Source organism: Acetobacter sp. DmW_125128 (genome assembly GCF_008704325.1).
GTDB lineage: Bacteria > Pseudomonadota > Alphaproteobacteria > Acetobacterales > Acetobacteraceae > Acetobacter > Acetobacter oryzifermentans.
This window is the reverse complement of sequence record NZ_VHOP01000008.1, coordinates 23,409-37,166: the sequence shown is the minus strand read 5'-3', so window position 1 is coordinate 37,166 and position 13,758 is coordinate 23,409. Positions and strand designations below refer to the sequence as shown.

Genomic DNA, 13,758 nt, shown 5'->3' with positions numbered 1-13,758 from the left:
TTTCCAATTTGTATGTGCAGGGGGCCGCAAGGCCGGAGCTTATGGATTCAAAACGTCTGATACTGGCAACATTGCTGTCAGCTCTGGTACTTTTCGGGTATGACTATTTTTTCCCACAGCATCAGCCCGTGCCACCGCCGCAGCAGGGCGTACATGCTGTAGCGCCTTCGGCCCCTGCCTCTTCTGGTGCAGCCGCTCCGGCTGAAAACACGCAGGCAGAAGCCGCTGCCCCGGTAAAGGATGGCCCGGAAACCCGTGTGGCCATTAATGCCCCTGCCGTACAGGGCACGCTAAACCTGCGTGGCGCACGGCTGGATGATCTGGTGCTCAAGCATTATCGGGAAACCGTAAAGCCAGATAGCCCGGATGTGCGTGTTCTTAACTCCGCTTCCACCCATGCAGATTATGTAGATTTCGGTTGGCGTGCGCCTTCCGATGTTTCTGTGCGTCTGCCAGATGCCAACACATTGTGGAAAGCCTCTGGCACCCAGATGGATGCCGAACACCCGCTTACCCTTTCTTGGGATAACGGGCAGGGCCTAACCTTTGATATCCGCTTGTCGGTGGACCAGAACTACATGTTCACCATCAGCCAGCAGGTGCATAACAGCACCGGGCAGGCTGTGGCGCTGTATCCTTTCTACCGCGTAAACCGTGGTTACACGCCAGAAGAAACCGGCGGCATGCTGGTGCATGAAGGCCCGATCTCGGTTATTGATGGCCGCCTGAACGAAGGCTCCTACAAAACGGTGCGCACGGGTGGCGTACCGCCGGACAACATTGCATGGAGCCATCAGGGCACCGGCGGTTGGGCTGGTATTACAGATAAATACTGGCTGATGGCCGTGCTGCCAGACCAGAACGCTAACGTAATTGGCACTTATGGTTTTCAGGCAGCACAGGGCGCGTATCAGGTTGGCTTTACGGCTACAGCACCTGTGCAGGTGGCCGCGGGGCAGACAGCTTCTACCGAGGCCCACGTGTTTGCGGGCGCCAAGGAAGTGCGCCTGCTTGAACAGTATGAAAAAGACCTGCACGTGCCCATGTTCTGGAAAGCCGTGGATTTTGGCTGGCTTTCCTTTCTTACCCGCCCTGTGTTCTTTGTGCTGGATTGGCTGAACGAACATCTGGGCAGCTTTGGCCTAGCGCTGCTAACGTTTACCGTGATTGTGAAAGTGGCCTTTCTGCCGCTTACCATCAAGCAGATGCGCATGACATGGAAAACAGCGCGCCTGAAGCCGCAGGTGGATCTTATCCGCTCCCGCCTGAAGGATGACCCAATGGCCATGCAGCAGCAGATTATGGCGCTGTATCGGCAGGAAAACGTCAATCTGTTCGGGGGCTTTCTGCCTCTGCTTATTCAGGCGCCTGTATTCTGGTGCTTGTATAAGGATCTGTACGTTACCATCGAAATGCGGCACGCACCGTTTGTGGGCTGGGTGAAAGATCTTTCTGCGCCAGACCCCACCAACCTGTTCAACCTGTTTGGTCTTATCCCGTTTGATCCCACCCACATCACGCCGTTCTTGGCGCTGGGTGCATGGCCGATCATGTATGGGGCCACGCTGTTCCTGATGCAGAAGGTGAGTTCCAGCTCTGCCAACATGGACCCATCACAGCAGAAGGTGATGATGTTCATTCCGCTGCTGTTCACGTTCTTTATGGCGCGGCAGCCGGTTGGGCTGGTGATCTACTACTGCTGGAGCAACATCCTTACGGCTGTGCAGCAGGTTGTCATCATCTCCCGCCTCAAAGCGGCAGATGCCAAACCCCAACTGGTTAAGCCCAAATGACAGATGATGCCGCATCCTCTTTCCGAGAACTAAAGGATGAAGCCCGTATTGCCGCCGCCCTGGAAGAGGGGCGGCGGCTTTTTGCGGGTTCATGCGAATTTGTGTTTGGCGCACAACGGCTGGGGCAACTGCCACCGCAAACCCTGCCAGAAATTGCGTTTGCCGGACGTTCCAATGTGGGTAAGTCCAGCTTGGTAAACGCGCTTACGGGCCGCAAAACGCTGGCGCGGGCCTCTTCCGAACCGGGGCGTACCAAGCAGCTCAACTTTTTTAATCTGGCAGACCGGCTGATGCTGGTGGATATGCCGGGTTATGGCTACGCAAAAGCTGCCAAATCCGTAAAGGAAGATTGGCAGGATATGATGTTTGATTACCTGCGTGGCCGCCCAAGTTTGCAGCGTGTGGTGCTGTTGCTGGATGCCCGGGTGGAAATGAAAGCCCATGATCTGGAAGTGATGGATCTGCTGGATAAAGCGGCCGTCAGCTTTCAGGTTGTGCTTACCAAATGCGATAGCGTTAAACCCGGCCCGCTGGCACGCAAGCAGGCAGAAGTTGAAGCGGAAATTCGCCGCCACCCCGCGGCTTTTCCCTACCTGTCTTTAACAAGTAGCCAGACAGGTGAAGGTATTGAGGGCTTGCGGGCGGAACTGGCAGAATTTGCCCTGCCCAAGACGCCATGATCTGATGATGACAAGCAGGACGTGCAGAACATGACAGAACCACGGGTTCCTTCTTCCCATTCCCATCATGATGCGGCGCAGGAAGCCGCCATTCTGGCCGGAGCCCTGCCGTATCTGCGCCGCTATGCGGGAGATACCATTGTGGTCAAGTATGGTGGCCACGCCATGGGCAATGCAGATCTGGCCAAAACCTTTGGGCGCGATATTGCGCTGCTCAAGCTGGTGGGTATCAACCCGGTTGTGGTGCATGGCGGCGGCCCGCAAATTAACCAGATGCTCAAGCGGCTGGAAATTCCTTCCACCTTTGTGGATGGCCTGCGCGTAACAGATGCCAACATGGTGGATGTTATCGAAATGGTTCTGGCTGGCTCCGTGAACAAGGAAGTGGCGGAGCTTATCAGCCGTGAAGGTGCGCTGGCTGTTGGTATTTCCGGTAAGGACGGTAAAATGATTACCGCCCGCAAATTGCAGCGCAAGGTGCGGGATACGGAAAGCCAGATTGAACGCGTGCTGGATCTGGGCTTTGTGGGCGAACCCATAAAGGTAGACCCACGGGTGATTTATGCGCTGTCTGGCTCTGGCCTTATTCCGGTTATTGCACCAGTGGGCTTTGGGGAAGACGGGGCTACCTACAACATCAATGCCGATACGGCAGCGGGTGCTGTAGCCGGTGCGGTGCATGCCACGCGCTTGCTGATGCTAACAGATGTGCCCGGCGTGCTGGATGCCGATGGTAAGTTGATACCCGAACTCACAGCCGCGCAGGCCATGCAGGCTATTGAGGATGGTGTGATTACCGGTGGTATGATTCCCAAGGTGGAAACCTGCATTCAGGCCGTGCAGGCCGGTGCGCGTGCCGCCGTCATTATTGATGGCCGCATGCCTCATGCCTGCCTGCTGGAACTGTTTACGGCATCTGGCTCCGGCACCATGATCCGGGCGGAATAACGCCGCGGTTACCTGCCATTTTCCGGGGTGCCATGCGTTGACACGCTGCGTGTGTGTCCGCATGGTCGCTCTGTGTTTTTTCTGCCGGGGCTGTGGTGCAGGCCCGGTGTTTGTCCATCCTGTCTGACGGTGTGTTATGACCAACGAAACTTTGCGCGCGCATATTCAAGCCTTGTGGGAAAAGCGGGATCAGATTTCCTCCGCTACAACGGGGGAAGACCGCAAAGCCATTGAAACGGCTCTGGAAGCTCTGGATTCTGGTGCGCTGCGTGTGGCCGAACCCAAGGAAGATGGCTGGCAGGTGAATGAATGGCTGAAAAAAGCTGTTCTGCTTTCCTTCCGTCTGAATGATAGCGTAGCCATTCCCGGTGGCGCAGCAGGTGCTCCTGCGTATGACAAAGTGCCGCTGAAGTTTGCTGGCTGGGATCAGGCCCGTTTTGATAAGGCTGGCTTCCGCGTGGTGCCGGGTGCTGTTGTGCGCCGCTCCGCCTTTATTGCGCCCGGTGCTGTGCTGATGCCCAGCTTTGTAAATGTGGGCGCACGCGTAGATAGCGGCACCATGGTGGACACATGGGCCACTGTTGGAAGCTGTGCCCAGATTGGCAAAAACTGCCATATCAGCGGTGGCGCAGGCATTGGCGGCGTTCTGGAACCGTTGCAGGCTGCCCCGGTGATTATTGAAGATAACTGCTTTATCGGCGCACGTTCCGAAGTGGCGGAAGGCGTGATTGTGGAACGCGGCTCCGTGCTTTCCATGGGCGTGTTCCTTGGGGCTTCCACCAAGATTGTGGATCGTGCAACGGGTGAAATCTACATGGGCCGCGTTCCGGCTTATTCTGTTGTCGTGCCCGGCACCATGCCATCTTCCAAGCCGGTTGGCCCGGATGGCCGCCCCAATCCTGCTCTGGCCTGCGCTGTTATTGTTAAGCGGGTGGACGAACGCACGCGTTCCAAAACCTCCATTAACGATCTGCTGCGTGACTGATCTGGCAGACTAAAAAGCGAAAAGAGGCAGAAAAGCATGGCGGACGCAGCGCAGGTGAGTATTCCGGCCAATCTGGCACTGACAGATCCGGTTGGAGTGGCGCAGGCGCTTATCCGTCTGCCTTCTGTCTCGCCAGATCCTGGCGCATCTCAGCATCTGCTTGCAGCCATGCTGGAGCGCTTGGGGTTTGAGGTAACGCATCTTCCGTTTGGTGAGGGAGCGGAGCGCACGCCCAATTTCTTTGCCCGTTTGGGCACGGGCAGCCCCCATATCTGCTATGCGGGCCATACCGATGTGGTGCCGCCGGGGGATGAGGCCGATTGGTCTTACCCCCCTTATGCGGCAGATATTGTGGATGGCGTGCTGTATGGCCGCGGCGCGTGTGACATGAAGGGCGGCATTGCATCTTTTGTCTCTGCCGTGGCGCGGCATGTGGCCGCAGGGCCGGGCAAAGGCTCCATCAGTTTTCTGATAACCGGGGATGAAGAAGGCCCCGCCACCTATGGCACGGTAAAGGTGTTGGAATGGATGGCGCAGCACAACCAGATTCCCGATTACTGTCTGGTAGGTGAACCCACCAACCCCAAGGTATTGGGCGAAATGGTGAAGGTGGGCCGCCGTGGCAGCCTGAACGCGCATATTGTGGTGGAAGGTACGCAGGGGCATGTGGCTTACCCGCATCGGGCAGATAACCCGGTGCATCGTCTGCTGGCCGTGCTGGAAGCTTTGCGCGCCACGCCGTTGGATAACGGCACCGAGTATTTTGAACCCTCCAGCCTTCAGGTTACCAGTGTAGATGTGGGCAATGGGGCCACCAATGTTATTCCCGCACGGGCGGAAGCACGGCTGAACATTCGGTTTAATGATCTGCATACAGGTGCCGCGCTCAAGGGCTGGGTGGAAACTATCTGCCGCCAGCATGCCCCGCGTTCCCGCGTGGAAACCAAGATCAGCGGCGAATCTTTCCTTACGTCTCCCACGCAGGAAACCACAGCCCTTGTAGAGGCCATTCAGCAGGTTACAGGCCGCACACCCAAGCTGGATACCGGGGGCGGCACATCGGATGCACGCTTTATCAGCCGGTATTGTGCGGTTTCTGAATTCGGGCTGGTGGGGGCGAGTATTCACAAAGTTGATGAACACACGGATATTGCGGATCTGGAAATGCTGACACGGATCTATCAGACTTTTCTGGAAGGAGCGCAGGCATGATTCCCGATACCAGCAAGCCCGGTGTTATCCGGCGTACATTGCAGGGCATGTTGCTGCTGGCCAGTGGGCGCAGAGATGGCATAGCGTGTTTTGATGGCACGCTGGATGCTTTTGGCGCAGCACTTGCACCGCAGTTGGCGTTTTTGGTGGTGGGGCTGTTGCAGGTCTTCCTCCAGACCGACAAGATTATGGCGCTTATCAAGGTTCTGCTTTCCTTGTGCGTTACCTTGCTGCCTGCTGTTGTGTCTCATTTTTACGCCCAGCGTTGGGGGCGTGGGGCGCTATGGCTGCGCTACATTACGGCAGCCACATGGTGCAACTGGGTTGTGGTGCTGATTTCTCTGGCCGCTACGCTGCTGGCTGCTCTGCTGTTTCCTGCCATTGCGCAACAGCCGGGCTTTATGGCCGCATTGGTGATGACAGCCGCTGTGTATGAACTCTGGCTGCAATGGTTTGTGGCCCGCGTGGGCTTAAGCATTAGCGGTGGACGTGCCTTTGTGCTGTATGCCTCTGTGCTGCTGGCCACGCTGGCATTGTATGGTTTGGCCGCGCTACTGCCACCCCATTACAAGGTGCTGACCGATCTGCTCCAGCCCATGATTGTGATGAACAATTCCTGAAGAAAGTTTTGTGCCAGACCTGTTTTAATCAAACGGGTCTGGATCATACCCCACGCCGTTTAGGTAAAGCCCCTCTGGCGGGGCGGTAGGGCCTGCGGCGCAGCGGTTGCGGGCCTCTAGAGCTTCTGCCACACGCTCTGGCTGCCAAGCGCCAATCCCCACAAGTTTAAGCGTGCCCACCATGTTCCGCACCTGATGGTGCAAAAAGGAACGGGCCTTGGCAAAAACAATCACCTCATCTCCGTGGCGGGAAACATCTAGCTGGTCTAGCGTACGCATAGGGCTATGAGCCTGGCAGGCCACGGCGCGGAAAGAAGTGAAATCATGCGGGCCAACCAGAATATTGGCTGCTTCCTGCATTTTTTCTACATCCAGCGTGCTTTTAACGTGCCACACATTGCCTGCCAGCAAGGTAGGGCGCGATCTGCGGTTGAGGATACGATACTGGTATGAACGCCACGTGGCAGAAAAACGAGCGCTCCAGTCAGTATCCACCTGCGCGGCATCCAACACCACCACGTTATGCGGTTTGAGGTGGTAGCTCAGCCCCTCCCGCACAGAATGGCGGGAGAAACGCACATCTGTGGGAAAATCCAGATGTGCCACCTGTGCCAGCGCATGCACGCCGGAATCTGTACGCCCGGCGGTAATGCTGCTTACAGGCCGATTACCGGCCAGCCGTGCAGCCGCCGCTTCTAACAAACTTTGCACGGAAAGGCCGGATTTCTGGCGTTGCCAGCCCACAAGGCCGGTGCCATCATATTCCAGTTTAACGGCCCAGCGCTGAACGGGAGCAAGTTCTTCTTCCATCATGCGGCGTCTGGCTGTTTGGCCCCTAAAAGCGTGCCAGCGGCCAAAGGCTGGCCACGTAGGAAGGCATCAGCATCCATCATGCCGCGGCCCGGTTTTTGCAGGCGGTTCAGCCGCACGGCGCCGTTGCCACAGGCAATGGTCAGGGCATCATCCAGTAATGTGCCGGGTTGGGCGCTGTGCTTGGTATCAGGCAGGGGGGTGGCTGCGCCAATTTTCAGCACCGTGCCATCAGGCAGGGTGCTGAAGGTGCCGGGCCACGGTGTAAGTGCGCGAATCTGGCGGTCTATTTCCGTGGCGGTTTTGGCCCAGTCTATGCGCCCATCCTCACGCGTTAGGCGGGGGGCGTAGGTTACGCCTTCTTCTGGTTGTGGAGTTGGGGCGGGCATATCGGCCAGCACACGCAGCGCCATATCTGCGCCCAGAGCACTCAGGGCATCATGCAGGCTGGTGGCGGTTGTGGTGGCGGTAATGGGCACGGCTTCACGCAGCAACATGGGGCCTGTGTCTAACCCGGCTTCCATCTGCATGATGGTAACACCGCTTTGGGTATCTCCAGCCAGAATAGCGCTTTGGATGGGGGAGGCACCGCGCCAGCGCGGCAGCAAGCTGGCATGAATGTTCAGGCAGCCAAGGCGCGGGGCGTCTAGCATGGCTTGGGGCAGAATAAGCCCATAGGCGGCCACAATGGCGGCATCGGCCTGTAGTGCTGCAAAATCTGCCCATTCTTGCTCATTTTTGCGCAGAGAGAGCGGGTAGCGCACCAGCAGCCCCAGTTCTTCCGCCGCTTGCTGCACGGGGGAAGCCTGAAGTTTTTTGCCGCGCCCTGCGGGCCGAGGCGGCTGACAGTACACAGCAACAATTTCATGCCCCGCGGCATGGAGCGCACGCAGCGCCGGAACAGAAAAATCCGGCGTGCCCATAAAGACAAGACGCATGGTTGGCGGCCCCTTAGGCTTATTTACGCTTTAGTTCCTTGGCCAGACGGCGCAGGATCATGTTGCGGCGCAGGGCAGAAAGGTGGTCTACAAACAGCACGCCTTCCAGATGGTCTATTTCGTGCTGGATGCAGGTGGCCAGCAGGCCTTCGGCTTCGCGCTCCACCACATCGCCATTGATGTTGTTCCAGCGCACGCGAATCTTTTCCGGGCGCACAACTTCTGCATACTGGTTGGGCAGGGAAAGGCAGCCTTCTTCCCGCACGGCCATGTCTTCGGTTTCTGCAATCACTTCGGGGTTGATCATGACAATCGGGTCCCGCGCATCCTTTTCTCCCAGATCAACCAGAAGAAAGCGCTGGCTCAGGCCCACCTGCGGCGCGGCAAGCCCAATGCCGGGGGCCTGATACATGGCCGAGAACATGTTGGGCAGAATCTTGCGAATGTCTGCCACGTCTTCCGGCTTTACCAGCCGCGCCTTTTGGCGCAGCACAGGGTGCGGCGGCGTAAGGATCTGAAGGGGTGCTGCGCCATCCGATGCAGCAGAAAAAGAGATGTCTGTATTGGCTGCGTGTGTCATACTGCGGGATGTAGCGCTCCACTGCGCCTGATGCCAGAGGAAAACACAGGGAAAATCTGCCTCTGGCCTTAAAACCTGTTGCACCACCGCCACAGTGTGTTGTCCAATACCCCCATTTGGCCAGATACAGGCATGGGGGCGGGGTTGCGTGTCAGCGGGCCTATCCCATATCGTGATAAGATCAGATGCTGTAACGGGTCTGATTTTTCTGTCTCGCTCAAGGAAGGAGGAGGCTTGGATGTCTGGAAGACTGTTTGGCTCACCCATGTTTTTAGGGTTTGACCATCTGGAGCAGATGCTTGAACGCGCCAGCAAGGGATCGGGCGATGGATATCCGCCCTATAACATTGAGCAGATTGCCCCCAACGGCCTACGGATCACTTTGGCCGTAGCAGGCTTTAAAATGGATGACTTGCAGATTACGCAGGAAGATAATCAGCTTGTTATTCGTGGTCGTCAGATGGAAGACGGAGAAGAACGCGTTTTTCTGCACCGAGGTATTGCCTCTCGCCAGTTCCAAAAAGCATTTGTGCTGGCGGAAGGGATAGAAATTGGCGGGGCGTGGCTGGATAACGGTCTGTTGCATATAGACCTGTTTCGCCCCCAGCCGGAGGTGCGTGTGAAACGCATTGAAATTGTGCAGGGTGGGCAAAAAAATGGCCGCGCGCCTGCTGCTGGTAGCGGCAGCGTGCTTAAAACCCGCTCATCGCGCATGCTGCGCCCAGTGATGGACGTGGATGAAAGCTGACCCAATAAGGAGGACGCCATGAAAAGTTCCATCTACAACGGTAGCGCCCCCGTTATGCCGCATGCGGCTGAACGCCCAGCAAATGTTCGCCAGCTTTCAGAAAGCCAGTTCCGCTCCCTTGGGCTGCGGGAGGTTGCCTATACGCGCCCAGCGCTGATGGAAGATGATGAAGTGGGTTGCGCCATTTACGCGGCGGACGGATCTTTGCTGGCTGTGGTGGAAGATCTGGAAACGGCATGGGGCGCAATTGTACAGAACGATATGATCCCCGCCAGCTTGCAGTAGCGGCGGCGGCCCAAGGGCCATTCAGTCTTTCCAGATAGAAAAAGGATCGGTGATGAGCCGATCCTTTTTTATGCGCATCACGCTGTTGGCTTAGCGTGGGTTGGTATCAATCCACCCAATATTGCCATCATCCCGCCGGTAAACCAGGCTCACCTGCTCGTTGGCCGCGTTACGGAACAGCAGGAAGGAAATACCTGCCAGATCAAGCCGCATAACGGCCTCGCCAACGCTTAGTAAGGGAATATCCGTAGGCTGCTCGGCAATAATGGCGGCAAAAGTTTCTGTATCCGTGCCTTCTGGCTGGGTGGAAAGCACGGGTTTTTCTGTGCTGTCTTCAGATGGCACCGGATCTTCATTAAGCGGTTGTAGCACATAGGTGCGACCGCTTTGTGCTGTTGCCTGCCTTTGGGCGCCGCGTGTGTGGGATGTAACCCGGCGGTTATACCGGCGCAGGCGTTTGGCAATATGTTCAGCGGCATCATCAAATGCCCCATTAGCATCTGCGGCTTCGCCTTCACCGCGCAATACAAGGCCACTGCCTGTGCGCACATTAATATCGCAGGTAAAGAACGAACGCGCCTTGCTGAATGTCACCTGTGCTTGCAGGGCTTTGTCAAAATATCGTTCCGCTAGGTTGCCGAGGTGGGAATTGACCCGGTGCTTAAGCGCATCGGACAGATCAATCTGTTTACCTGAAACCTGAATATGCATAGAACGTCGTTCCTTGCTGCTAAGTGGCAGAATCTCCAGATCTGAATCAACACCGGTGCCATACCAGAACCGGGTTTTATCAGGTTCAACTGGTTAGCCTTGTTACGTTACGCGAAGTGTTTGTAACGCTTCTTTCACATTTGGGCATGGGTGGCGGTTGCTGTCCATGCCTTTGTTTTAAATATAATGCAGGGCTAGGCCTCTCGGTTGCATGGCTGCGTAAAAAGCACTTAGCAGGCTTGCAGTGGGCAAACCGCCATGCCTAACAATACACAATAAGGCCAGAACAATACGGGGCAGCCTGCCTGCCGTTGTTGACAGGAGAGTATATTTTCCATGCTGCTGCGCTCTGCTCCGCCGGTTGAAATGCCTAAAATGCCCCGCGGGCAGATGGTGCGCGTTAAGCTGGGCTGCATGGCTGGGCTGGGTGTGCTGTACGGCGCGTTTGTATGGCATCTGGCGCATGAAAAAATAGCCCCACGGCCCAATCCGGCAGCACGGGTTGCTATCCGCTTTATCAAGCTGCCTATGGTTATTCCGCCTGCGCCAGCACCTATTGAACCAGAGCTTGTGCAACCTGCGCCGGTTCAGTTTCCACCCCCAAAGCTGGTGCTGCGCCATGCGGGGCACCGCCGCTAGTTAGGGTTTGGCGATATACAGGGAGTTTGCTGCATGACAGATTTAAGCGTTGCTGGCGTGCATGTTTACCCTGTTAAGGGATTGCGCGGGCTTTCTCCCACCCAAGCCAGATTATGGCCTTGGGGGCTGGAAGCAGACCGGCGGTGGATGATTACAGATCCACAAGGCCGGTTTATAACCCAAAGAACCTGCCGGGATATGGCGCTGATATCTGCTTTGCCTACGCCACAAGGGCTGGAACTGGGCAAGGCCAATATGCCCCCGTGCGTTGTGCGCTTTCCAGATACCAACGCGCCCATGCGCTCTGTTACCGTATGGAAAGATACGGTGCAGGCACGGGATGCGGGGAAAGACGCAGCGGTTTGGCTGGCCGAGGCTTTAGCGCAACCGTGCAGGCTGGTGTGGATGGATACACCCCAGCAAGCGCGCCTGCGCCATTTGGATCAGGCAGATGTTCCGGTTTCCTTTGCAGATGGATACCCGCTGCTTGTGGCTAATACGGCATCTTTGGCGGATTTAAACGCGCGTTTGCCTTTGGGGCAGGCTGTGCCTATGGCGCGGTTTCGGCCTAATATTGTGGTGCAAGGGGCAGCACCGTGGGCCGAGGATGGCTGGCTGCGCATACGTGTTGGCACAGCCATTTTACGTATTCTGGCTCCATGTTCGCGCTGTGTGGTGACAATGATTGATCAGACCACAGCAGAAGTGCCTTACCCCAAGGAGCCTCTGGCCACGTTGGCATCGTTCCACCGCACGGCCAAAGGGATAATGTTTGCGCAAAACGCAGTGGTAGAACAGCCCGGCATAATAGAGGTGGGTGCGCCTGTAACTATATTAGACTCCGGGCCATCCAACGTGTTGGCGCAAATGGCCAAAGCTTAAAGCGAGAAGCTTTCACCCAGATACACGCGGCGCACATCTTCATGGGCTACAATTTCTTCTGGCACACCCTGCATCAGCACCTGACCACTGTGCATGATATAGGCGCGGTCAATCACTTCCAGCGTTTCACGCACGTTATGGTCGGTAATCAGCACGCCAATGCCGCGATCTTTGAGGTGGGATACCAGATCACGAATTTCCCCCACGGCAATGGGGTCAATACCAGCGAGTGGTTCATCCAGCAGAATGTAATGGGGCTGGCTGGCCAGTGCGCGTGCAATTTCCAGACGGCGGCGTTCCCCCCCTGAAAGAGCAAGGGAAGGCGAGCGGCGCAGATGGCTGATACCAAATTCGCTTAACAGACCATCCAGCATCACCTGCCTCTGGTCTGGGTCTGGCTCTACCACTTCCAAGGCGGCCAGAATGTTCTGCTCCACATTCAGGCCACGGAAAATACTGGCTTCCTGCGGCAGGTAACCAATGCCCAGCCGGGCGCGCCGATACATGGGTAACTGCGTAATATCCGCCCCGTCCAGCGTGATGGAGCCGGTATCGGGCTGCACAAGGCCCACAATCATGTAAAAGCTGGTGGTTTTACCTGCACCGTTTGGCCCCAGCAGCCCGACAGCTTCCCCCCGGTGTACCTCGATGGAAACGTTTTTCACCACCTCGCGCTTTTTATAGCTTTTGCCAATGCCGCGTGCGTACAGGCCGTGGCCGGGGCGATGCGGGGCATGAATGTCAGTAGGTTCCGGCCCAACGCCTACGCCTACAACTTCTTCACGAACCGTTTCTTCCGACGTCCAGGTGACTTCCTGATTCATGCTTATTTCCTGTCCGACGTATCGCCGTTATTGGGCACAACCAACCCACTTACCCGGCTGCCGGGGCGTTCTGTCATGGTGGCTATGCCTGTGTGCATGTTGATAATGGCGGCAGCGCCCTGAATCTGGTTTGGTCCACGGGTGATATGGACATTGCCAACAATGCGGGCAATGCCGGTATCAGGCACATACACCCCGCGTTCCCCCGTTACGATTTCTGTTTGCGTGTGCACCCATACATGGCCAAAGGCGTTCACCTTTTCCAGCTTGCCCGAACCGCTGCTGAGCGGATCTGAACTGCTGTTGTTGCTGGCCTGCTGCTGTGGCTGGGCGTTCTGATCTGGCGGGGCGCTGTAGCCCACCAACACATCAGCCCGGATCTGGCGCTGATCGTTCGTGGTGACGGTAGCGTTGCCACGCCCGATGGAAATACGCTGCTGCGAATAATATTCCATCGAATCCCGCGCTGTCAGCACATCCTGCGGGGTGGTCAGCTTCATGGCCTTGCCGGTCATGACAAGCACGGCCTGATCCATGTCGTACACGGCTTTATCCCCCCATGCCTGATCGGTCTGGGTGAAGATATGTACGTGGCCTATGGCTTCAAGCCGGAAAATTTCGTTGGCGCCGGAATCTTGATCATCCCCTCCGGCGGCTTTCTGGCCACCTGCATCTGCGCTGCCATTGGTGGCAGGGGCCGGTGGGGGCTGATCTGTACTGGCCGGAGGTGTGGCCGGTGTGGCGCCGTTGGCTGCCGGGGCCTGCACGCTTGCCGGTTTTGCACCATTTGCCTCAGCCGGGGTGTTAGCGTCTGGCGCGCCGGGGGCAGGGGCTTTTTTACGGTAATAGGCAATCAGCTTGTCTGCCGTAACCGTAACATCCCCACGGATGGCTTTTGCCTGATCATAGGCGGTAACTTTTTTCTGGTTCTGGTCCCAGTCAAACCCACCGGCGGCGGTTACGGTAATTTGCCCACCGTGAGACATATCAATGGCTTGCGCCAGCGCTGTGCCAGAAAGGGCCAGCATGGCGCATGGCAATGCCGCCATAACGGCAGAGGCAAGACGCAGGGCAGGGCGAGGGCGGGAAAAAAGGCGGCGCAT

16 protein-coding genes are annotated in these 13,758 nt (G+C 57.0%); 10 read left to right on the top strand and 6 right to left on the bottom strand.

Going from position 1 to position 13,758, the window contains the following annotated elements; genetic code table 11:
• Positions 1-41 precede the first annotated feature (41 nt).
• From yidC to FKW19_RS03090, 6 genes are all read left to right on the top strand, one after another.
• Entirely contained in the window at positions 42-1,793 is a 1,752-nt protein-coding gene (yidC, locus tag FKW19_RS03115) for a membrane protein insertase YidC (RefSeq protein ID WP_089178703.1), read from the top strand.
• Positions 1,790-2,473: a ribosome biogenesis GTP-binding protein YihA/YsxC gene (gene yihA / locus FKW19_RS03110; protein WP_089178704.1), complete on the top strand. Its 684-nt coding sequence runs from the start codon at positions 1,790-1,792 to the stop codon at positions 2,471-2,473. Before yidC ends, yihA begins: the two co-directional genes overlap by 4 nt.
• 30 nt (positions 2,474-2,503) lie before the next feature.
• Positions 2,504-3,421, top strand: a complete 918-nt coding sequence (gene argB, locus FKW19_RS03105) for an acetylglutamate kinase (RefSeq protein WP_012812628.1) — start codon at positions 2,504-2,506, stop codon at positions 3,419-3,421.
• A 136-nt stretch (positions 3,422-3,557) separates the two neighbouring features.
• Positions 3,558-4,406 carry a 2,3,4,5-tetrahydropyridine-2,6-dicarboxylate N-succinyltransferase gene (dapD, locus tag FKW19_RS03100; protein ID WP_089178705.1) on the top strand — a complete coding sequence of 283 codons (849 nt, stop codon included), beginning with the start codon at positions 3,558-3,560 and terminating at the stop codon, positions 4,404-4,406.
• Positions 4,407-4,442: 36 nt separating this feature from the next.
• Positions 4,443-5,618, top strand: a complete 1,176-nt coding sequence (dapE, locus tag FKW19_RS03095) for a succinyl-diaminopimelate desuccinylase (protein WP_006116334.1) — start codon at positions 4,443-4,445, stop codon at positions 5,616-5,618.
• The gene (locus FKW19_RS03090) at positions 5,615-6,238 is read left to right on the top strand and encodes a hypothetical protein (RefSeq protein WP_035354101.1); all 624 of its coding nucleotides are present in this window, start codon (positions 5,615-5,617) and stop codon (positions 6,236-6,238) included. Before dapE ends, FKW19_RS03090 begins: the two co-directional genes overlap by 4 nt.
• Before the next feature lie 24 nt (positions 6,239-6,262).
• Here FKW19_RS03090 and truA read toward each other — a convergent pair whose 3' ends face one another.
• Genes truA through def form a run of 3 tightly spaced genes read right to left on the bottom strand, consistent with a single transcriptional unit; the run spans position 6,263 to position 8,566 of the window.
• Positions 6,263-7,051 (bottom strand): tRNA pseudouridine(38-40) synthase TruA, encoded by a 789-nt coding sequence (gene truA, locus FKW19_RS03085; RefSeq protein ID WP_089178706.1) that lies wholly within the window; start codon positions 7,049-7,051, stop codon positions 6,263-6,265.
• Positions 7,048-7,986 (bottom strand): methionyl-tRNA formyltransferase, encoded by a 939-nt coding sequence (gene fmt, locus FKW19_RS03080; protein ID WP_089178707.1) that lies wholly within the window; start codon positions 7,984-7,986, stop codon positions 7,048-7,050. Before fmt ends, truA begins: the two co-directional genes overlap by 4 nt.
• Before the next feature lie 19 nt (positions 7,987-8,005).
• A complete protein-coding gene (gene def / locus FKW19_RS03075) occupies positions 8,006-8,566 on the bottom strand; it encodes a peptide deformylase (protein WP_035354273.1) in 561 nt (186 codons plus the stop codon).
• Positions 8,567-8,804: 238 nt separating this feature from the next.
• On the opposite strand from def, the gene FKW19_RS03065 reads away from it, so the two are divergent.
• Together FKW19_RS03065 and FKW19_RS03060 are read left to right on the top strand one after the other, a co-directional pair.
• Positions 8,805-9,314, top strand: a complete 510-nt coding sequence (locus FKW19_RS03065) for an Hsp20 family protein (protein ID WP_006116329.1) — start codon at positions 8,805-8,807, stop codon at positions 9,312-9,314.
• Between the two features lie 18 nt (positions 9,315-9,332).
• Complete coding sequence (locus FKW19_RS03060) at positions 9,333-9,599, top strand: hypothetical protein (protein WP_006116328.1); 267 nt, start codon at positions 9,333-9,335, stop codon at positions 9,597-9,599.
• A gap of 90 nt (positions 9,600-9,689) precedes the next feature.
• Here FKW19_RS03060 and hpf read toward each other — a convergent pair whose 3' ends face one another.
• Positions 9,690-10,310 (bottom strand): ribosome hibernation-promoting factor, HPF/YfiA family, encoded by a 621-nt coding sequence (gene hpf, locus FKW19_RS03055; RefSeq protein WP_089178708.1) that lies wholly within the window; start codon positions 10,308-10,310, stop codon positions 9,690-9,692.
• Positions 10,311-10,646: 336 nt separating this feature from the next.
• Here hpf and FKW19_RS03050 point away from each other — a divergent pair, with 336 nt between their 5' ends.
• Positions 10,647-10,949: a hypothetical protein gene (locus tag FKW19_RS03050; protein WP_006116325.1), complete on the top strand. Its 303-nt coding sequence runs from the start codon at positions 10,647-10,649 to the stop codon at positions 10,947-10,949.
• A gap of 33 nt (positions 10,950-10,982) precedes the next feature.
• Positions 10,983-11,831 carry an MOSC domain-containing protein gene (locus tag FKW19_RS03045; protein ID WP_089178709.1) on the top strand — a complete coding sequence of 283 codons (849 nt, stop codon included), beginning with the start codon at positions 10,983-10,985 and terminating at the stop codon, positions 11,829-11,831.
• On the opposite strand, the gene lptB is transcribed toward FKW19_RS03045, so the two are convergent.
• Positions 11,828-12,655 carry an LPS export ABC transporter ATP-binding protein gene (lptB, locus tag FKW19_RS03040; RefSeq protein WP_006116323.1) on the bottom strand — a complete coding sequence of 276 codons (828 nt, stop codon included), beginning with the start codon at positions 12,653-12,655 and terminating at the stop codon, positions 11,828-11,830. The genes FKW19_RS03045 and lptB overlap by 4 nt on opposite strands.
• Before the next feature lie 2 nt (positions 12,656-12,657).
• The gene (locus FKW19_RS03035; RefSeq protein ID WP_089178710.1) at positions 12,658-13,758 is read right to left on the bottom strand and encodes an LptA/OstA family protein; all 1,101 of its coding nucleotides are present in this window, start codon (positions 13,756-13,758) and stop codon (positions 12,658-12,660) included.